A 20,600-nucleotide genomic window follows, 5' to 3' on the forward strand; every position below is an offset into this window, starting at 1 on the left:
GGTGGTCTCTTGGCGACTGTTAGGGAAAGCGTAAACAATCCGTGCGCCGCTATGCCGGAGCCACCAGCATGCGGGGCCGCCACTCAAACGCCTTGTGTACCGTGTCATCCTCCCTCCCTATCTTCTCATCAACTGCTTCGGCCTGATGCGGCAGTTCCGCCGTGGCGAAGCGCGCGGCAAAGGTGCGCATCCGTTCGGCCTCGTCCTCCAGGGTTCGGGCTGAACCTGTCGCTTGCTCGACCAGCCGCGTGTTGTGCTGGGTCACCGCTTCCATCTGGTGCATGGCCTGATTGAGCTGCTCGATGCCGTGATGCTGTTCAGTGGAGGCCTGAGCGATTTGCTGAATCAAGTCACTCACCTGCTGCACGGCGGTCACGATCGAGCGCATTTCGTCGCTGGCACGTGTCGACAGGGTGTTGCCATGGTCCACGCTGGCCCGGGAAGCACCGATGAGTTCACGGATATCATGGGCAGCGACACTGCTGCGGGAGGCCAGCGAGCGCACCTCGTTGGCGACCACAGCGAATCCCCTGCCGTGTTCGCCGGCACGGGCCGCCTCCACCGAGGCGTTGAGTGCCAGTATGTTGGTCTGGAAGGCGATCGAGTCGATCAGCCCGACGATTTCACCGATCTGCGCCGAGCGGGCATGGATCTCGTTCATGGTATCGACGAATGCAGTGACGGCACTCTCGCCCTGCTCGGCACTCTGCACCGCGTCGCTCGCCAGTTCGCTCGCCTGCCGGGCATGGTCGGCATTATTCGCCACATTGGTGGTCAGCTCTTCCAGACCGGAAGCGGTCTGTTCGAGCGAGGCGGCCTGCTGCTGCGTGCGCGATGCCAGCTCCTGATTGCCATCGCTCATGTGCTGAGCGCTTTCGAGCACGAGGCCGCTGCTGCCGCGCATGCGGGAAACGGTATCGGCCAGGGATGCCTGCATTCGGCCCAGCTCGGCATATAGCTGTCCGATCTCGTTGTTGCCACGCGTCTTAATCGGCTGCGACAGGTCCCCTTCGGCGATCCGCCGGAAATGCGCGATGATGCGCTTGAGCGGGCGCAGTACGTTGGCGTTGACGCCCCAGATCACGATGGCGACAGTCAACAGGGCCGCGATCAGAGCCGCCCCCATGGCACGATTCAGCCAGGTCGACATGGCCTCGAAGCGGCTTGAGAGGCCTACACCGCTGGCAGCGGAGGCGGCGAAGAAGTCGTCGGCACTCTCCATGAAGGCCTGGCTCATGTCGCTGACGCGGGACTGACCGGAGTCGTAGGCGGCAACGTCCCCATCCTTCAACACCATCAACTGCAGGTTCAGTCCGGTATTAAGCAGCGACTGTAAGCGGTTTTGCAGCGTCTCGATGGCGTCGGTCTGTTCCGGCTGGGCAGGTATCTCCAGAAAACGCTGGAAGTCATCGTCAGCACTTTTCATCAATGTCTCGGCCTGCTCGATGACAGGTTCGGGACGGTCGAAGGAGGGGCGACGAATCAGCTGAGCGGCCCGATCCAACTCCACCCGGGCGCGTAGCATGCCGAGATAGGCGCCATTGAGTGCCTGCGTCTGCTCGACGTTGATCTGATTCAGGGTTCCGAAGGCATGGCGACTGTGGTGATTCGAATACAGCCCCAGCGCGCCGGCTCCCAGAATGATGGTGGTGAAAGCGAGCAGCACCAGCGACCAGCTGAGCCTGATGGTCATGCGATCGAGAAGCCCCATGTCGATACCTGCCTTATGGATGTTCCGGCCGGGTTGCCCCGTGTTGGCAGCGACAATAGCTTGTATCTGTTACATTTAAGTAACAGCTAACGGAGGGGGTGTGATTGTGCCCTGCAGGGAAGACGGCTCTACCTCAATCCCACTATTCTCAAGACGCGTCGCACGCCTCACCTTCAGGAGAGCGCTACGGACGTCATCTGCCGGTGAGGTTCCCTATGAGGGACTGTATCGATCAGCTGCCGGGTATCTGCGTGCTGCGGGGCCGCGAGTACCAGACTCGTTGAGCTTGTCTCGACGATACGCCCACCCAGCATCACGGCCAGGCGCTTCGGCGTTACCATTGTGAATGTCGCTGAAAGCACCGGCCTATGGGCCGGTGGCTAGCAGCCTGTCGGACTTAACGCTGATCTACTGCGAGATCCGGTTTTTCGGCCAATTTCATTCGATCTGATTCATTAAATAGGGGGCTATTCGCCTCATCAGATCGATAAGCTTGTCTCGAAATCCGTGTTTCTCGCGACGGTCGGTCGAATCCGACAGGCTGGCTGGATCGACTAGCTGGCGCTGCCACCTCCGCCGACGATGCCGCCGCGCAGGCCGCTCTGGTTGTCGCTGGACCGAAGGTGCCGGGATACGGCGTCTTCCGGTGAGCCGGCCATCTCGCGGAACATGCCCATGGAGCCGAGCAGGGCGGAGGACTCGTAGGGCACGAAGACCCGCTCGCCGTCCTTGGCCATATTGGGCAGGCCCTTGATGTAGCTCTGGCCGAGCAGGTAGCCCACGACGGTGCGCTTGTGCTCGTCGCTGTCGCCGATGGCGCTGAGTACCAGCTTGATCGACTCCTGCTCGCCCTGGGCGCGCAGGATGGCCGACTCCTTGTCCCCCTGGGCGTTGAGGATCGCCGACTCACGCTGGCCCTGGGCCATGGCGATGGCAGCGGATTTCTCACCCTCGGCCTCGGTGACGGTGGCGCGTCGCTTGCGTTCGGCGGCCATCTGCAGGCGCATGGCGGACTCCACCTCTTCGGGCATGGCGATGTCCTGAACCTCGACCCGTGAGATCTTTACTCCCCACTTGGAGGCGGCTTCTTCCATGGCGGCCTGGATCTCGTTGTTGACCTCGGCGCGGGACTCGAACAGCTTGTCGAGCTCCATCTTGCCGACCACCGAGCGCAGCGTGGTCTTGGCCAGCACCTCTACCGCCTGGCTCATGTTCTCCACTTCATAGACGGCGCGCTTGGGGTCGATGATCTGGTAGTAGAGCGCGCCGTTGATGTTCACCGTGACGTTATCGGTGGTCACCACCGGCTGGCCCGGAAAATCCATCACCGTTTCACGACGATCGATACGAACCTCGCTGCTGGTGATCGGGTGATAGTCCTCGCCCATCTTGCGATAGCGAACCATGGTGATGGCGCGGGGCTGCTCGATGAAGGGGATGATGATATTGATACCGCTTTCCAGCAGCCGATTGAACGACCCCAGTCGCTCGATGACCATCACCTCGGACTGGCGCACGATCACCAGCCCCTTGGCGATAATCAGGATGCCGATGATGACGATGATCAGGGTGAGTATCAGCCCGGGGCTGAAGGGAAGGTCCATGTTCACGATGTACTGCTCCTTGAGTGGTGGAAGAGACGTCTTGCAGAAAGCGACTCGTTGAACGCTTTGGTGTGTGTTGTGGGGCGGTTACCCGGTTGGGAGGAGGGATCCATGCATCACTGCGCGGGCGTCTCTTGTTGGCAGTGGCTGACGATGGCCGTGGTGCCTTCGAACTGCTTGAAGATGACCAGGGTATTCTCCGGCAGGTCGGTCTCGCCGGTTTCGTCGACGCGCAGGCGGTAGAAATCGCCGTTGACCTTGACCCCGCTGGCGCCATCGAAATCACGCTTGAGCGTCGTGTAGGTGCGACCCTTCTCCACGCCGGTGCCGGTGGTGCCGTAGGCGACGCCGCGAGGCGAGAACCAGGGGCGAATGACCATGACGGCCAGGGGCACAAGCAACCCCGAGAAAATGCCCATTCCCAGCAACTGCCAGGGAAGCGATAGCCCCAGGGCGGCCAGTGCCGACGTCAACACGGCTGCCACTGCCAGCGCCAATAGCACAAGGCCCCCGGAAGAGAGCTCCGCCAGGCCCAGCAGCAGGGCGATGGCAATCCAGATCAGGGCAGGGTTCCAGTCCATGGGGCGTTCCGTTGCTCGAGGGAGAATTTAACTCGGGAAAAATGAGGTAGAGCTCGTGTCAGGAACTCACCACGAGGGTACTCGGTTACCGCGTCGTGGGCTATGCCCGCGAGAGACTTGCCCTCCTGGATGACTTGAGCTGCCTCATTTAGGTTGGTAGTGACGATCCCCTACAGTTGGGCAGCCTGGGCTGGCGCGGCTCTGAGGAACTTGTCCCGTATCGCGGCCTCAAAGTATGGCACTTGGAACTCTTGTCCCTTATGCCGCCTGCAAGTTTCAGAATGGGATTGTCAGGTGTTTCGATCCACATCCAAAGGAGCTCTCGATGACCCATCGTCAGCCGCGTCATCCGCACCGTAACGACGAGATCCGTATCATTTCCGCCAGCCGCTCCCAAGGTATGCCGAAGTGGACGCTCGCCCTGGGTGCAGTCGCTCTGGCCGGGGCCGTGCTGCTGGCCCAGCCGGCGACTGCCGGCAGCCATAGCGATGACCATGGCCACCAGGATCACGGCGAGACCCGTGTAGACCACGAACATGCCGACAATCCGGCGGTGCAGGCCTATCGCGAAGCCAATGACCGCATGCACGAAGGCATGATGGGCGGCTTCACCGGCGATGCCGACGTGGACTTCGCTCGTGGCATGATCCCTCATCATCAGGGTGCCATCGACATGGCCAACATCGTGCTCGAGCATGGCGAGGACGAAGTGATTCGTGACCTGGCTCGTGAGGTCATCGAAGCTCAGGAAGAAGAGATCGCCTTCCTCCGGGACTGGCTAGATGAGCGCGGTCACGCTGTCGACTGACCTCCACCGGGGGTAGTGGTAACCTGTGCAGGCGGCCTCCGGGCCGCCTGTTCGCGTCAGGTACTTGTCGCGCTGCCATCCTCGCCGACAGCCAAGGAGGCTCGATGACCCTGCTGACCTGGATCGGTATCGCACTGTGCCTGGCCCAGTCGGCGATGTTTTCGGGGCTGAACCTGGCCTTCTTCTCGATCAACAAGCTGGAGCTGGAGCTCGAGGCCCGCAAGGGCAATCGACAGGCCCGTCAGGTGCATCACCTGCGGCAGGATGCCAACTTCCTGCTGGTCACCATCCTCTGGGGCAATGTCGCGGTCAATGTCCTGCTGGCGCTGCTCTCCGGCTCGGTGATGGGGGCCATGGTGGCGTTCCTGTTCTCCACGGTGGTGATCACGCTCTGGGCCGAGATCCTGCCCCAGGCGTTCTTCTCCCGGCATGCGCTGCGCATGGCCTCCCTGCTGGCACCGATGGTGCGCTTCTACCAGCTGCTGCTGTGGCCGGTGGCGCGCCCCACGGCCTGGGCGCTCGACCGCTGGCTGGGTACGGAGGCGATCCCCTTCTTCAAGGAACGGGACCTGCATCAGCTGATCCGACTGCACATGGAGTCGACCGAAACCGAGATCGATCGGGTCGAGGGGCGCGGGGCCATGAACTTCCTGACGCTGGACGATGTGCCCCTGGGGCGGGAAGGAGAGCGGCTGGATCCCGACAGTATCCTCGTTCTGCCTTTCCACGGTGCCATGCCGATCTTCCCCGACATCCAGCGTACCCGTCACGATGCCTTTCTGCGGCGTCTGCAGGTCAGTGGCAGGAGTCGGGCGGTGGTGGTAGATGAAGCCGGCGAGCCGCGGTTGGTGATCGATGCCGATGCGTTCCTGCGGGCGGCCCTGTTCGATCCCAACGGCTTCACGCCGCTGGCCTATTGTCATGTCCCCATCGTCGTGCGCGATCCGAGCATCCCGCTGGGCGATGTGGTCGGGCGTTTCCGGGTTCATGCCAGCCATCGCCAGGACGACGTACTCGACGAGGATGTGATCCTGCTCTGGGCCGAGGAGAAACGCATCCTTACCGGCTCCGATGTACTCGGCTACCTACTGCGCGGCATCGCCAGGAATGCCACCCTCTCGGGGTAGTGACTTGTGGGTCGTAGCCGCCTGCACCCACAGGAAACAATCACTGGTTGCTAATAATAATTAGTTTTCCTGGCAGCGATTTCCGTTGGAGCAGGAGCTCTGCTCAGCGACGCAGCTTGCGTGCGTTCGATCTGTGTTGGTGCGCCACTACACCCTGTTCATCGTGCTGGACCTGCTTCAGTCATCCAGGTCTGTTTTTCGCTTTGTGTGGCATCGTACCGATACAGCTATTGCCGTCTCTTAAACTGGGTAGCGGAGATTGCTGTGGATCCGATCCATGCTGTCCTAGGCGAAGTCATGTCACAACCCTGCTATTGCGAGGAACCAACATGCAACTCATCGATCAGCTGAATAATCCCCAGGCAAAGGCGTATGCCAAGCATTGTTTTGAGAAAAAAACCACCGAAGAGCTACGCGCTGCGACAAATGAAAGCCCCGATCCAAAAGTGCTTAGTGACTGGGAACTGACGGAAGGCCAGTATGCCGAAGCCATTACCACGGCTTTAGCAGAACGCGAAGCGTAACCATCTCCCCATATCGCTGACCCATGCAGAGCATGTGTAACGTCTTCGCCGACTTGGCCCAGCGACTGGGCCTCGCCGGCGAGGGGAGCGGGAGCGCTACAGCCCCAGGCTTTCCTTGACCCGCCCGAAGGCGGCCAGGGCGAATTCCAGGTCGTCGCGGGTCAGCGCCGCCGACATCTGGGTACGGATGCGGGCACGGCCCTTGGGCACCACGGGGAAGGAGAAGGCAATCACGTAGACGCCCTCCTTGAGCATTTCCTCGGCGAAGCGGGCGGCCACGGTGGCGTCGTGCAGCATTACCGGCACGATGGGGTGCTCGCCGGGCAACAGCTCGAAGCCCAGCCGCTCGAGCCCTTCACGAAAGAAGGCCGTATTCTCCTTGAGTTGGCTGCGCAACTCGCGCGACTCGCTGGCAAGCTCGACGGCTTTCAAGGCCCCGGCCACCACCGGCGGCGCCACGGTATTGGAGAACAGGTAGGGGCGCGAACGCTGGCGCAGCAATTCGACGATTTCGCGCTTGCCGCTGGTATAGCCGCCGCTGGCGCCACCCAGCGCCTTGCCCAGGGTGCCGGTGGTGATGTCAACGCGGTCCATGCAGCCACGGAACTCGTGGGTGCCACGGCCTTTGTCCCCGATGAAGCCGGTGGCATGGCAGTCGTCGAAGTGCACCAGGGCACCATAGCGTTCGGCCAGGTCGCAGATCTCGTCGAGCGGGGCGATATAGCCATCCATGGAGAAGACCCCATCGCTGGTGATCATCTTGAAGCGTGCGCCGTCGCGATCGGCGGCCTTGAGCTGCTCTTCCAGGTCGGCCATGTCTCGGTTGCGGTAGCGATAGCGCTTCGCCTTGCTGAGCCGAACGCCGTCGATGATGCTGGCATGGTTGAGTTCGTCAGAGATCACCGCGTCTTCCGCGCCGAGCAGGGTCTCGAACAGACCGCCGTTGGCATCGAAGCAGGAGGGGTAGAGGATCGTATCCTCGGTGCCCAGAAACTCGCTGAGCGTCTCTTCCAGCTGCTTGTGCAGGCTCTGGGTGCCGCAGATGAAACGCACCGAGGCCAGTCCGTAGCCCCACTTGTCGAGGCCGGCCCTGGCGGCGGCATTGACCTCGGGGTGCTGGGCCAGGCCCAGGTAGTTGTTGGCGCAGAGGTTGAGCACCTCGCGACCCTGGTTGATGCCGACATGGGTCCCCTGGGGCGTGGTCAGCTGGCGCTCATGCTTGTAGAGGCCCGCCTCCTGGATGGCATCGAGTTCGTGTTGCAAATGCTGTTGAAAGGCTCCGTACATGTCATGACTCCCAGTTGAGGACGACCTTGCTCGCTTCTCCGCTCAGCATGGCATCGAAGCCGTGCTGGAACTCGGTATAGGGCAGGCGATGGGTGATCACCGGCGAGATGTCGAGGCCGGACTCGACCATGACCGACATCTTGTACCAGGTCTCGTACATCTCGCGGCCGTAGATGCCCTTGAGCGTCAGCATGTTGAAGATCACCGTGTTCCAGTCGATGGCGATCTCCTCGGTGGGAATGCCGAGCATCGACACCTTGCCGCCGTGGCACATGTTGGCAAGCATGTCGCGAAAAGCGGCGGGACTGCCGGACATCTCCAGGCCCACGTCGAAGCCTTCGCTGAGGCCCAGGTCGCGCTGAACCTCGGCCAGGCTCTCGTGGCGCACGTCCACGGTGCGGGTGGCACCCAGGCGCTTGGCCAGCTCGAGGCGCCCCGGGTTGAGGTCGGTGATGACGACGTGGCGCGCCCCGGCATGGCGGCATACCGCCGCGGCCATGGCGCCGATCGGTCCTGCGCCGGTGATCAGCACGTCCTCGCCGAGCAGGTCGAACTGCAGCGCAGTGTGCACGGCGTTGCCCAGAGGGTCGAACAGGGCTGCCACGTCGAGGTCGATGCCTGGCGCATGCTCCCAGACGTTGGACATTGGCAGGGCAAGATACTCGGCGAAGGCGCCGGGGCGGTTGACCCCCACGCCGCTGGTATGGGCGCACAGGTGGCGGCGTCCTGCCAGGCAGTTGCGGCAGCGACCGCACACCACGTGGCCCTCGCCGGAGACGATCTGCCCCGGGCGGAAGTCGTTGACGTTGGAACCGACCTCCACGATCTCACCGACGAACTCGTGACCCACCACCATGGGGACCGGAATGGTCTTCTGCGCCCAGCTGTCCCACTTGTAGATATGAACATCGGTACCACAGATGGCGGTGCGCTTCACCTTGATCAGCACGTCATTGATGCCGACCTCTGGGTCCGGCACCTCATCCAGCCACAGGCCGGGTGCCGCCTGCTTCTTGATCAGTGCTTTCATGTCGCTCTCTTCCTGTTGCTTGTCGTTGGGTGTTGGTCAGGTAGTTGGGCGTTGGTCAGGTGATTGGGCTATGAGTGGATTCTGGCAATTCACAACGATATGTTTACTATAGAAGAAACAGTTCCAGTATTGCAGAATATTTCCTCTATTCAAGAAAATATTCCTGCATAGGGGATTTCTTCCGCTAGGTAGGTTCGCTCCGCCGCATGGGCTGGGCATGCCCGGGTATAGAGGACCGGGTATAGAGGAGAAGTGTAGGTGGATGACTCAGCAATGACCGAATCGCAGACCGCACCCGGCAGCCTCTCCGTTCGCGTGATCGAGTTGCGCAAGAAGCGCGGGCTCACGCTGGAGCAGCTTGCCGCAGCGTCTGGGGTCAGCCGCTCGATGCTCAGCCAGATCGAGCGCGGCCGCGCCAATCCGACCCTGGCGGTGACGCTGCGTATCGCCCAGGCCTTCGACATGAACATTGGCGATCTCGTGGACCAACCCTGGACGGCCTCGCGCATCGAGGTGGTGCGTAGCGACGATGCCAGCCAGCTGTTCCGCGATGACCGCGATTGCCGCATTCGCACGCTCTCGCCGCTGCACATGGAAAAGAACGTGGAGTTCTACGAGATCCGGCTCGCGCCGGGGGCGCGCTTGCAGAGCGCCGCCCACTTCGAGGGAACCCGGGAACTGCTGACCGTCACCCAGGGGCGTGCCCGGGTCCTGGCGGGTGACAACCGCTGCGAGCTGAATCCAGGGGATTCAGCCCATTATCATGCCGACCTGGAACACACCATCGAAAACTGGGGTGAGGGAGAGTTGGTCAGCTTTCTTGTCGTGACCTATCAATGAGGGTGCGGCGCACTGGTTGCCGCTCGGATAACGTACGACCCGGGAGAGAGTGACTTGACGGAGCTGGTGTATTGGCTGGACATGGCGGGCGTGATCGTCTTTGCCCTCTCGGGGGTGATACTGGCCTGTCGCTCGCAGATGGATCCCTTTGGCATGCTGGTGCTGGCGGCGGTGACCGGCATCGGCGGTGGCACCCTGCGCGATCTGGTGCTCGGCGTGCGCCCGGTGTTCTGGGTCGCCGACCCCACCTACCTGTGGGTGATCCTGGCGACGGTGGGGCTTTCCGTCGTCGGTTTTCACTATATCCACCGTCTTTCACGGGTATTCCTCCCGGTGGCGGATGCCTTCGGCCTGGCGCTGTTCACGGTGATCGGCGCCCACAAGGCGCTTCAATTGGAAGCCCCCGGCGTGGTGGCTGTGCTGATGGGGCTGTTGACGGGCGTAGCCGGCGGCATGATGCGTGACTTGCTGGCACGTCGCGTGCCGATGGTGCTGCGTCAGGAGGTATATGCCACGGCCTCAATTGCCGGGGGCATCACCTATGTCGTGCTGTTTGCGCTCGAGGCCCCCTGGGTCTTGACGATTTCCCTGGCGTTGTCGATGACGCTAGGCCTGCGCTTGGCGGCCATCCACTGGCACCTGTCGCTACCGGTGTTCGCCTGGGTGGAGATTGCGCCTCCGGCACCGGCAGAGGGCGATGCGGGTCGTGGCGATACGACATCGCCGTCGGTTCGAACCAAGGCAAGGGTCAGGATGATCCGCCAGAAACGCGGCCGCAGTGGGCCTGGAGATCGGCACGATGAAGAATAGATATGCTTGCCCACACAGCCCACCTTTCTGGTGCGGCCTGCTGTTTTTCCTGCTGTTGGCGGGCTGTGCCGTATCGACGGCGGAGCTCGAGCGCGAGCGTCACCGAGAGGCTGGCCTGGCGATCCAGTCGGTCTATGAGGCCGCGCTGCCCGAGCTCTCCATGTCCAAGCAGCGGCACTATGCGCAGCGGCTCTACCGCATCACCGGGGAACCGCGCTACCGCGAGATTGCCCATGCCCATGGCCGGCGCCTGGTGCTACAGATCAGCGACGATATCGAAGGGCTGGCCGACCCCAGTCATGCCGCCGCGCGAAGCCGCCAGATCGTCGAGGACTACCCGCAGCGCACCGCCAAGCAGCGTGCCCGGAAGGCGATGCTGGCCGAGTGGGGCGAAATCCCCTTCGCTCGTCAGCTGCTCTTTCGACTGGTGCAGGCCGATTACTACGGTCTACTGGACACGTCGGCGATGGATGGCCACGAGCGAGCGCTCGACTACCTGGCCGGTGTGGCGTGGGAGCAATTCCTGACCGATGCCGATGTCATGGGTATCTATGCCGCCCAGGTGGCCAACCAGGTCCATTTCCTCCACCAACTTGGCATCGCCGACCTGCGTGAGGAAGTGGTGGCGGCCTTTCGCCGACAGTACCCGGATGGCAGCGTCGCTGGGCTTAGCGAGGCGGAGTACCACAACAAGCTCTACGGCATGACCCACTTCGTGATCGCTTCGAGCCGTTATTATCAACGCTGGGTGGATCCGCAGGATTATGCCTGGATACTCGAATCCTTTGCGGAGGACATCGACAGGATTCTGGCCAGCGCCACCGAGGACATCCAGGCCGAAGTGGCGCTGAGCTTCCTGCTGGCCGGGCGGGAGGCGCATCCTGCTGTTGGCCGAATACGCGATTCGCTCGTGGCGGCAGTCGATCCGCAGGCAGGCATCATCCCCTCTACCAAGGGCTCAACCGACGTGGAGCGGGGGGAACATCGCAACGTTCTGGCGATCATGACGCTGCGCTGGCCGGGCAGGCTCTACCCGGGGCCTGATCTGTCGGTGATGGGGCTATGACCAGGCGCTAGGATGGGGGAGGCGCCGATCAGGCGCTGTGCGTTAGCCTCCGCGAGCTGGGGTGAAAGTTCGGCAATGATATGTCGGTACAGGGGACGCAAGGTCTCGTGCATGTCCCGTTCGGCTTGATGCTGATCGATATAGTAGGCAGCCCGGGGTCCGCAGTAGTCGATCACACGCCCTACCTTGTGAAACGCCAGGCCCGACATCTTGAGCAGTCGTGAGAAGCGTGGCTCCATCATGGCGAACACATGGCGTCTTCCCGAGAGGCCGACGATAGCAGTGGCGGCGAGAAACAGGCTCAGCCCCAACAGCGGTGAGAAGGGTTTGACGTCATGGCCCGAGAGCTGCTGTATGTCGTGCTCGTTCAAGCCGAGTACGCAATCCTTGCTCCTGCGAAATGCCGGGTGGACGGCAAGGCGGGAGACTTCGCAGATGGTGGAGCGATGGAAAAGATCGGGGTGTAGCTGTGGGTGGTCGAGGCTATATCCGCAACTCTGTTCGAGCGGTAGTGTGTCGAGTGGCGAGGTCGCGTTGCCGGGAACCAACACCACCCGCAGGCAGCCGGTATCTATCCCGCTGGGGAGGTGGTTCAACAGGCAGAGAATGGCATGCTTGTCGTGGACATCGTTCTCGAACGGGATATCGACATTTTCACCCAGATTGTAGTGCAGCTCCTGGCGAAATACCTTGTGCCGAAGGGCGTAGGCTCGATACCGGGACTCCTTGTCATTGGCGATCGAAAACCGGAACTGATTGGCGAAAGCCGCCAGCGGGTTTTTCTCGTCGAGGCTCTGGGCTTTTCTTGCTGTATCGTTGGTCATGTCTCACCGGCATCCTTTCCTGTTGAGCTTCCGCTGGTTGGTCAAGCCCCGTTGCTGTTGCCCAGGGCTCCCGGAATGACGTCAGTCAGTAACACCGGTCGACCAAGGTGATAGCCCTGCCCGTAGGTGATTCCATAGGATTCGAGCAATGGCACCAGCGCTTCCTGATCCACGAACTCTGCGATGGCCTGCTTGCTGAAGCCGGCGGCAATATCGGCGATCGCCCGGACGATGACACGGCTATCAGGATTGGTCAGCAGGCTGCGGATGAAGGCACCATCGATCTTGATGAAGTCCACCGGCAGTTCGCCGAGATAGTGGAAGCTGCTGAATCCGACACCGAAGTCATCAAGGGCGGTGCGACAGCCAAGATCGCGAATGGATTGAAGTACGCCACGCGCCGTGGAGAAATCGGTGACGGCGGCGGTCTCGGTGATCTCCAGGATCAGGTAGTTCGGATCGGCACCGCTGGCGGCCAGCTCTTCAATCAGGTACTGCTTGAGCCCATCGTCGTGAAGGGTCTGTCCCGAAAGGTTTATCGCCAGGCTGACGCCCTTTTCCTGAACGTGTTTCAGTGCCTTGAGGCCGTGGCGAAGCACCCATCGGTCGAGTTGAACGATCTGGCCGCTGCGTTCGGCAATCGGAATGAAGTGCAGTGGAGCAATCAGCGAACCCTTGGGGCCTCGCATGCGCAGCAGGATCTCGTAATGACGCACGTTCCTGTCCTTCAGCCGGACGATGGGTTGCACCATCAGCTCGAAGCCGTCCTCATCAATGGCCTGACGTATTCGCTCGACCCAATAGACCCGCTCCTGGAGTTCATCCTTGGCATTTTCGACGGTAGAGAGCAGATGCCAACGTTGTATGCCGCTCTCCTTGGCCTTGTACATGGCAAGGTCGGCGCTGGCCATCAGGTCGGCGGCAGTGTTGCCATGGTCCGGGTAGAGGGCGATGCCCAGGCTGGCAGCGGCCCGGTGGCGCTGGCCGCCGGCGTCCAGTCCGGTATTCTCGAGCTGGGGAATGATTTGCTGGGCTACGCCCATGGCCTGCCTGGCATCGGCACCTTCCAGCAGCAGGGCAAATTCGTCGCCGCCCAGCCGTGCGATCACGCCGCGATGCCCGAAGACCTGGAACAGGGTGTCCGCCACCATGCGCAGCAGGCGGTCGCCGGTGTGATGGCCGCTGAGTTCGTTGACATCCTTGAACTGATCGAGGTCGAGCAGCAGAACGGCTCCGCACCGTCCGCGCTGCATGGCGAGCGCAAGCGCTTCATGGAAATAGCGGCGATTGTAGAGCTCGGTCAGGGGGTCCCGTTCGGCCAGCCAGGTCAGGCGGGCTTCCGCCACCTTGCGTTCAGTGATATCCAGACCCACCGAGATGCGGGACGCGCCTCCCTCGAGGCGTGCCGGCAGCGGAGCGTGATACCAGGCGATGGTGCGCTGTCGTCCTTCCGTGGTGAGCAGGCTGCGCTCTTCTTGAATCTCGCTCGCCTCGCCGAGGCTGGTGCTGTCGCGCGCGGAGAATACATCATCGAACAGGCGGCCCAGCAGCTTTTCCTCTTGAGTGGCCATGATCGAGAGTGCGTAGTCGTTGACCAGGCTGATGCGGCCATGCTCATCCTGAATGACAATGAACACCCGGGCCGTATCCAGCAGGCTGCTGACGAAGTCGCGTTCCCGGGCGAGTTCCTCGACGCGCTCGGCCAGTTGAGTCCCCCTGGCGCCCACCTCTCGCTCCAGGGTTTCCAACTGGTTGGATAGCTCGAGCGTGGTCCCTTCAAGAACGTCGATCTCATCGGGGAAGCGGCTGCGCGGGGTGGGGATGGCGTTGCGGGCTTGGCCAAAGCCCCCATGGGCGAGGGCCGGCAATACGCCGGCAAGCCGGCGCAGTCGTGCCATGGGGCGCAGCAGGATGGCGAGCAGCAGGAGCTCGGCGGCGAGCCAGCCCACGAGGCCGGCAGCGAGCAGGGTGCGCGTGTCCTGATTGATGCCGCGCATCTGCGGCGTGATATCGGAGGCGAGCAGGAAGAAGCCGCTGCTGCGACGATCCTCATCTGCCGTCATATGGACGGCAGAGAGTTCGATATCGTGCCCCTGGTGATGCAGATGCAGGGGAGACTGAAGTAGCTCGTTGAGGGAGGTCTGCTCGGCTGCCCTTTCCAGCAGTTGCAGATAGGCTTCCTGGCGTGTCATGGCGATCAGGTTGCCATTCCAGCTCTCCAGGTGTCGTTCCGGCATCGATATCGGCTCTGGCGTGCCGGTGATCAGCAGGGCGACGTCGCTGCCCGACACCTGCTGGACCTGCCGGGTCACGTCCGCCAGTGAGCGTGACAGCATGACGATGCCGACACTCTCGCCGGCAACCAGAATAGGCACGGCGGCATATTGACGGCAGTCGGTGGCGCAGCGCAGCGCGGAAAGGGGGAATTCGGTGGACATCACCTGGTCGACCCATGCCTGGATCGGTCGCTCATTGTCGGCCTGCCCCTGTCCCCACTCCGCCAACAGGCTGCCCTCGGCATCGAAGACAAGAATTTCATCGATGCCCGCTTCGAGCTGGAGAGTAGGCCATTGCGAGGAGAGGGAGTGAAACAGGGCTTCCGCGTCGCCGTCCTGCAGCGCGGGGCCAAGGTCGGGGGATGCGGCGCTCAGGGCGGCCAGCTGTTGGAGGCCGTCTTCGGAGCGTTGGAGTGCCAGCTGGATCTCCCGGGCCTGACGCGCATTGTGCTCATCGCGACTCTCCTCGAATTGGCGGGTGAGGTTGGCATGGCCGATCCAGGTGAATAGCACCACCAGCGCCAGCAGCAGCAAGCTGCTCAGGGCGATGACTCGCCATGTGAGGCTCAGCCGATGGCGTATTCCCCGGGATTTCGATGCACTCATGCAAACCCTGTCCCTAGCCGGTATTGAGAAGAAGTCAGTATGGCGGATCAAAAACGAAGTGAAAGCTGGAACAACACCATGTTCCAACGTCGTCTGGTCTCAGCAGGAGCCGGATTGTCCTGCAGTGGCAACCAGCCGGTGCCGTCGATATGGTGGTACTCGGCTGCCAGCAGCAACCTGGGGGTGACACTCCACTGCAACCCCATGGTGAGGTCATCAGCAAATCGCGAATGAGCAGAGCCCAGGCCCTGGGCCTGATACGCGCTACCCGAGCGGTCGCTGCGGTCGGTTACCAGGCTGTCGTAGCGCAGCAGCCACTGCCAGTCGGGGTGGAACCGACGGGTGTATTGCACATACCAGCTCTCGCCTGTGGTGTCGGATTGGCGTATGTCACCGGAAAGAGAGACGTTGCGTATCGCGTATTCGCCTGTCAATGCCCAGTTTTCCCGATCGTACTGCAGGGAGAGTATCCAGGGTTGAAAGTTCAGCTCACCGTTGCCTGAACCGGAACTGAGGTCGAGATTGACGTCCGCGGCGCTCAGTGCAGCGGTGAAATGACCATTGCCGTGCTCATAGAGGACCTGGCCGATATAGGAGGTACTGCCATCGACGTGGATGCCCATGCCGGGGGGGAACAGCTGGTCTTCCAGGCCACGGGTCGTCGGCGTGCCGATGCCGGCCTGGGCTCTCAGTGTTCCGCTCTCCAGGCGCTCCTCGGCGTAGACGCTGCCCCCGTCGGCAGACAGCCCCAGCGAGCGGGTTCGATCGAAATAGATGGATTGTGGCAGCAGGATGCTCGGCCGCGTAAAAGCGACATCCCGCGTCCGGTTATAGAAGCCGAAGGGGTTCTTGAAACGTCCGGCCTGGATTCCCAGGGTACGCTGCTGGCTGGAGTGCAACTGATAGTCGATGACCCCATAGTCGAGCACCGGCCTCGCATCGCTGCCGTCACCGCCGGCCCGGCGGCTGAGTACCTGAGCCGCGACCAGGAAATCCTGATGCGGACGGAACGAGGCATTGGCACCGATCTCGGTGTACTTGAGGCTACCGGAGCTGCTGCTGCTAGGTCCGAAGAAGTCATTCCTGTCCGTGATGACCAGGGCCTGACTGAGGAATCCATGCATTTGCAATGTGTCTAATGGACCCTCCTGCGCAGCGGCAGCCGGCATGCCAAGTGCCAGTGCAGCCAACAGGCGAGTGCAACGGCTACTCCATCGAAATAACTTGGACTCGATCATCCAGATACTCCCTTTCCAGATACCCAAGGGCGCCGGGCGTGGTCGCGATGCGCTCCAGCATCTCGGGTTGGCTGCTGACTCTATTGGGTGCTTGCCCGGTCCCCGAAAAGACCATGCGGTCCCAGGCCAGCTGCAGCTGGTGGGGATAGACGGCCAGGCGTTCCTTGGTGAAACGCCCGTGAACGGCGTGATTGCTGGGCAGGACGAAGACGCGCACGGCCTGTCCATCAGGCCAGGTACGCTGGCGCATGGCGAAGATGGCGCGGGTGGTATCGCGGGTCAAGGTACGAGTATCGACATCCGGATGGGCAACCAGGGAGACCTGGTGCCCATCCGCACTGGCGAAGGCCGTCAGCAGTGGCAGCAGCATCAGTGCCAGCAGCCGGAGTCGCTTCAATGCAGGCACGCGGCATCATCCCCGAGAACGGGCGTGTAGCGCGCCGCCGCAAGGCGAACTGACATATCCTTCGACTCGTATGCCGACGATGATCTCCCCATGTCCGGCCTCTGGTGTGACGTTAATGGCCTGGACACCTTGCGCTTATCGATAGTGAGTTCCCCCGATCCCTTGCTGGGTGCCCCTTCGGCCCTCGGCAATGTCATGCCCCTGAATGTAATAGTCTTACATCAAAGCTACATATCTGCACAATAGACGCATTGAGTCACAAAGTGGCACAGTCGATGCGTCGGGCCGTCAACGCAAGCCGTCAGATTTTGCCAAGGTAGCATATTTTTCAAGGCGCTAGCGTGGGTCTGAAGCGGTAACGCCTTCAATTTCCTGCTGCCAGCCCGGCTGAAGCGGTTGACGGACATCCGCTTCGGAACGGGCTTCTTCGACGCTCCGGTACCAGCGGCGCGGGCGAAACAGTTGCAGGTCGCGCCCTCCGTTTTCCAGCGCCAGGCCCAATCGCAGTGCGCCGAATCGAGCATAAAGCTCTCCCTGCATTGTATCCTCGGCGAGACGCAGGTCAGCCAGCATCTCCAGGTTGCGTCCGGTGAGGCGAAGGTCGCTAAGGTGCAGCCTGTTGTTGGTCAGCTCTACATCGGCATGGCCGCTGACCGCGGATACGGTCAGCAGGCGGGCCAGCCTTGGCTGCTCACTAGTGCGAGAGAGCATGAGATTGGCCAGCAGCCCGGTATCGCGCATGGTGAGTCCGAGTCGAGCCGACAAGCTCAAGGGTTGTTGCCAGGTCAGCCGTCCTCGCTCGAGGTCGAGCTGTGCCCACCAGCCACGCTCTCGGCGTCCCTCGGCACCTTCGCGTGAGACATTGTCCAGGCGCAGGCGAGTACCGGCGGCATCGAAAGTCAGGGTCTCGAGGTTGCCCTCCCGCAGTCGAGCATCGAGGGAGAGATCGCCTCGAAGCTGCTGTTCGCCGATGCGCAGGTCGGTATTGAAGGCCCTCAATGTCATGTCTCCCCGGGCGTGAAGGCCTTCCAGCCGCAGGTCGGCCGTCAGGCTGGCACTGCCTCCGAGCAGGGAAAGCCCGGCTCCGCGGGGCAGGTAGTCGTCGTAGATGGCGATATCAGCCACTTCGGCGATGGGCAGCTCGATCCGGGTCGTGAGAGCATCCACCGGGATCGTATCCGGGTCGATGGTGAAGCGGGGTAGTGTAGTCTCGAGCCGAAAGTGGCGGCCGCTGAGGTAATCCGTCGTGGCCCCTCGCCGTCCCAGGGAGACCCGGGGAAGGTTGAGTACCAGCCTTGCCGAGGGGGCGGCCGGGTTGCCTTCTACGAGGGCTTCCAGCCAGCCGTTGCCGTTAACGCCATAGTCGAGGAAGGTGGCAGCCAGGCGATCGGCATCCACTCTGACCCGGCTGCCTGGCTGGGGCTCGTGGCCGACCAGGTCGAGGTCGGCCTGGAGCTGGCCGGCGCCGCGCAGCGTCACACCATGGGTCCGGGGCAGCAGGCGATCGAGAAAGCCGAGACGGTCGACGCTGCCGTCCAGCACCAGGCGGGTACGGGGCGTTTGCCCGTTATCGCCGAAAGGTTGGGTGAAGCGGGCCTGGCGGGCCAACAGCCGCGTCGTCATCCGCTCTTCTTCATCGCCCCCTTCCATCTCCAGGGTGAAGCGCGAGCCGGAGAGGTCGAGCACGGCCCCGTCCAGGCTGGCGTGGCGCAGCGGCAGCTCCAGGCTTAGCGCCCCTTGCACCTCTGTATCGAGCAGGCTCGTCTGCAGCGCTTGGCCGTTCAGGGCGACCTGCCCCCGCACCCCGCTGGCGTCGAAGGTCAGTTCGCCCCGGCTCGTGGCGCTGCCGCCGAGCAACCTCAGCGGCGACGAGTCGGGAAAATGACGCCCGAGTACCGCCACATCGGGCACGACTGCCTCCGGCCAGGCCAGCCGCAGGGTGATGTTGCCTGAGACATGCTCCCGCGTCAGGGTATCGATCGCGGCCGTCAGGTTCAGCAACGGCGCTACCAGCATAGGAGATGTGCCCTCTCCCCGGGTCAGGCGCGCTTGCTCCAGGCGGAGCTGCAACTCGGCGGCGGGGCCCTCGCTGGCATCGAGAAGGCGGGCGACGAGACTGCCCTGGCCCTGGGCGTGAAAGTCGAGGAAGCGTGTCTCCAGCGACGATGCCGCGACGGTCACTCTGCCACCGGCCACTGGGCGCCCCTCCCGGAACCTGATATCGGCAAAAAGCCGGCCTGCACCGTTCAGTGCCATGCCGCGTCCATCGAAGGCGTCTTCCAGGAAGGCATCGAGAAAAGCCAAATGCGATACTTGTCCGACAACCGTCAGTTCGCCGTCCAGGAGTGTCGGCCCCTTGTGGGCATGGCTCTGCGTGAGTGGCTCTTGCACGGTGAATCTGGCCTGGGGGAAGGTCAGTTCAGTGACCATGGGGTTGGCTGTGCCCGTCTGGGTAGCCGCCACGGTCAAGCGGCTACCGGAGAGATCCAGGCGGGAAGCTGCCGGGTCCAGCTCGGCAAGGTTCATCCCCAGTGCCAGCTCGCCGACGAGGGACTGTGCCATCAGTGTCATTGCGATGTCATTGCCACTCAGCTCCGCCTGGCCCTCGAGCCGCCCCTCACGATAGTCGAGCCAGGCATCCAGGCGCGCCGTGCCGGCGTGAAGCGTGAGAGGCAAGCCGGGCGGAAGGTGGCGCGACAGGCGGCTCACATCGGGGACTTCGGCTTCCTGCCAGGTCATTCGTGCCGAGTCGGGTGGGGCGGGAGGGGAGGAGAGGTCGGCGCTCTCGAGCCGGGCCGATATCGCGAAGAGCCGGCTGGTCAGCAGTGGCCCTCCTTCGGCCGGCTCGAGGGTGTGCATGGCGACATCCTCCAGGGTCACATCGAGGTAGGGCTGCGATGTCGTCTCACCGGCTCGGACCTCCAGGCTGGCCTGGCCGCGGCCGGAGAGTCGTTGACGGGTGCCGCTGCCACGTTCGCTGCCCACCAGGGCGGCCTCGACGAGTTCGACGGCCAGGTCCGGCGACTCCAGCGTCACGTGGCTCCCCGCCTCCAGCAAGCCGTCATGCAGCGACAGTTCAGCGGTGAGACCACCGCTGCCATCCAGCGTGAGCCAGGGCGTGGCCCGAAGATAAGGGTTGAAGACGACCCAGGCATCGGCGCGTCCTGCCAGGGAGAGGCGTCCGCTTACCTGGCTCAGTATCTGCCGATCCAGTCCCGGGGCGGGGTCGAAGGGGACCACGCTCAAGGCCGCGTCCAGTGTGAGATCGTCGGCCAGCAGGGTATCGTCGCGCCATAGCGAGCCGGCTTCCAAGGCCAGCCGGAACGATTCGGCGCCCACTCGCGGCGCCGCCAGCTCCAGGCCCGTTGCCCGCAGCTCGCCCTCGCCCTGCAGGCGGTGAGGACCCATGCGCAGCAGGCGAATACCGTGGGCATCGAGCTGGTGAAGAGTCAGTCGCCGAACGACCAGTCCGCTTGTGGCGACACGCACCTCGGCCTCATCCACCGCCAGGTAGAGGGGCAGCTCGGTGGCGTGAACCTCGATGGTAAGGTTTTGAAGGTTGAGCTGTCCCGGCCACAGGCTCCAGCCGGCGGACCAGGTTACCGTGACATGGGGCAGTCGGCGGTCGATCCAGCTTTGCGCCGCCGCAGTGTTGAGCAGGATGTTGGTGCCGAGCTGGGTGAGCAGCACCAGTAGCAGCAGGCTAGGCAGTAGCCAGACCAGGAGCCGAACGCGAAGACGGCGAGGAGAGGGTGTTCTGTCACTGTTCTGAGACATTGTCAGGCGGCTACCTTCTCGTTGGCGATCAGGGCCTTGGTCCCGGTGGCTTCGCACTTGGGGATTTTATGGCATCATCACCGTT

The 20,600-nt window shown here is 62.7% G+C and carries 16 protein-coding genes; 6 read left to right on the plus strand and 10 right to left on the minus strand.

The window, feature by feature from the left end; all coding sequences use genetic code 11:
- Positions 1–49: 49 nt before the first annotated feature.
- The 3 genes from DU505_RS18190 to DU505_RS18200 all read right to left on the minus strand — a co-directional run bounded on the left by DU505_RS18190 (position 50) and on the right by DU505_RS18200 (position 3,896).
- Positions 50–1,711 carry a methyl-accepting chemotaxis protein gene (locus DU505_RS18190; RefSeq protein ID WP_114480410.1) on the minus strand — a complete coding sequence of 554 codons (1,662 nt, stop codon included), beginning with the start codon at positions 1,709–1,711 and terminating at the stop codon, positions 50–52.
- Between the two features lie 554 nt (positions 1,712–2,265).
- Positions 2,266–3,315, minus strand: a complete 1,050-nt coding sequence (locus DU505_RS18195; RefSeq protein WP_114480411.1) for an SPFH domain-containing protein — start codon at positions 3,313–3,315, stop codon at positions 2,266–2,268.
- A 116-nt stretch (positions 3,316–3,431) separates the two neighbouring features.
- Positions 3,432–3,896, minus strand: coding sequence for an NfeD family protein (locus DU505_RS18200; protein ID WP_114480412.1), 465 nt, complete (start codon positions 3,894–3,896; stop codon positions 3,432–3,434).
- A gap of 325 nt (positions 3,897–4,221) precedes the next feature.
- Between DU505_RS18200 and copM the strand changes: the two genes are divergently transcribed.
- The 3 genes from copM (at position 4,222) to DU505_RS18215 (ending at position 6,355) form a co-directional block, all read left to right on the plus strand.
- A complete protein-coding gene (gene copM / locus DU505_RS18205; protein ID WP_245948055.1) occupies positions 4,222–4,704 on the plus strand; it encodes a CopM family metallochaperone in 483 nt (160 codons plus the stop codon).
- Positions 4,705–4,808: 104 nt separating this feature from the next.
- On the plus strand, positions 4,809–5,831 hold the full coding sequence (locus tag DU505_RS18210; protein ID WP_114480413.1) for a DUF21 domain-containing protein: 1,023 nt from the start codon (positions 4,809–4,811) through the stop codon (positions 5,829–5,831).
- Positions 5,832–6,160: 329 nt separating this feature from the next.
- A complete protein-coding gene (locus DU505_RS18215) occupies positions 6,161–6,355 on the plus strand; it encodes a hypothetical protein (RefSeq protein ID WP_114480414.1) in 195 nt (64 codons plus the stop codon).
- A gap of 96 nt (positions 6,356–6,451) precedes the next feature.
- Here the strand turns inward: DU505_RS18215 and DU505_RS18220 are convergent, their stop codons facing one another.
- Together DU505_RS18220 and tdh are read right to left on the minus strand one after the other, a co-directional pair.
- Positions 6,452–7,642, minus strand: a complete 1,191-nt coding sequence (locus DU505_RS18220) for a glycine C-acetyltransferase (RefSeq protein ID WP_114480415.1) — start codon at positions 7,640–7,642, stop codon at positions 6,452–6,454.
- Between the two features lies 1 nt (position 7,643).
- Positions 7,644–8,672, minus strand: a complete 1,029-nt coding sequence (gene tdh / locus DU505_RS18225) for an L-threonine 3-dehydrogenase (RefSeq protein WP_114480416.1) — start codon at positions 8,670–8,672, stop codon at positions 7,644–7,646.
- Between the two features lie 258 nt (positions 8,673–8,930).
- On the opposite strand from tdh, the gene DU505_RS18230 reads away from it, so the two are divergent.
- The 3 genes from DU505_RS18230 to DU505_RS18240 are packed head-to-tail and all read left to right on the plus strand — an operon-like array spanning position 8,931 to position 11,388.
- Entirely contained in the window at positions 8,931–9,512 is a 582-nt protein-coding gene (locus DU505_RS18230) for a helix-turn-helix domain-containing protein (protein ID WP_245948057.1), read from the plus strand.
- A gap of 54 nt (positions 9,513–9,566) precedes the next feature.
- Positions 9,567–10,322 (plus strand): trimeric intracellular cation channel family protein, encoded by a 756-nt coding sequence (locus DU505_RS18235; RefSeq protein WP_114480418.1) that lies wholly within the window; start codon positions 9,567–9,569, stop codon positions 10,320–10,322.
- Positions 10,312–11,388 (plus strand): DUF3541 domain-containing protein, encoded by a 1,077-nt coding sequence (locus DU505_RS18240; protein WP_114480419.1) that lies wholly within the window; start codon positions 10,312–10,314, stop codon positions 11,386–11,388. Before DU505_RS18235 ends, DU505_RS18240 begins: the two co-directional genes overlap by 11 nt.
- Here the strand turns inward: DU505_RS18240 and DU505_RS18245 are convergent.
- The 5 genes from DU505_RS18245 to DU505_RS18265 form a co-directional block, all read right to left on the minus strand.
- Positions 11,352–12,212, minus strand: coding sequence for a PEP-CTERM/exosortase system-associated acyltransferase (locus DU505_RS18245; protein WP_114480420.1), 861 nt, complete (start codon positions 12,210–12,212; stop codon positions 11,352–11,354). The two genes, DU505_RS18240 and DU505_RS18245, sit on opposite strands and share 37 nt — an antisense overlap.
- Before the next feature lie 41 nt (positions 12,213–12,253).
- The gene (locus DU505_RS18250) at positions 12,254–15,094 is read right to left on the minus strand and encodes a bifunctional diguanylate cyclase/phosphodiesterase (RefSeq protein WP_114480421.1); all 2,841 of its coding nucleotides are present in this window, start codon (positions 15,092–15,094) and stop codon (positions 12,254–12,256) included.
- Positions 15,095–15,141: 47 nt separating this feature from the next.
- The gene (locus DU505_RS18255) at positions 15,142–16,332 is read right to left on the minus strand and encodes an OprO/OprP family phosphate-selective porin (protein ID WP_220250867.1); all 1,191 of its coding nucleotides are present in this window, start codon (positions 16,330–16,332) and stop codon (positions 15,142–15,144) included.
- Positions 16,301–16,738, minus strand: coding sequence for a hypothetical protein (locus DU505_RS18260; protein ID WP_422667062.1), 438 nt, complete (start codon positions 16,736–16,738; stop codon positions 16,301–16,303). Before DU505_RS18260 ends, DU505_RS18255 begins: the two co-directional genes overlap by 32 nt.
- A 336-nt stretch (positions 16,739–17,074) precedes the next feature.
- The gene (locus tag DU505_RS18265) at positions 17,075–20,515 is read right to left on the minus strand and encodes a translocation/assembly module TamB domain-containing protein (protein ID WP_114480422.1); all 3,441 of its coding nucleotides are present in this window, start codon (positions 20,513–20,515) and stop codon (positions 17,075–17,077) included.
- Positions 20,516–20,600 lie beyond the last annotated feature (85 nt).

Origin of the sequence: Billgrantia montanilacus, from assembly GCF_003336675.1 — a bacterium.
GTDB classification, from domain to species: Bacteria; Pseudomonadota; Gammaproteobacteria; order Pseudomonadales; family Halomonadaceae; genus Halomonas; species Halomonas montanilacus.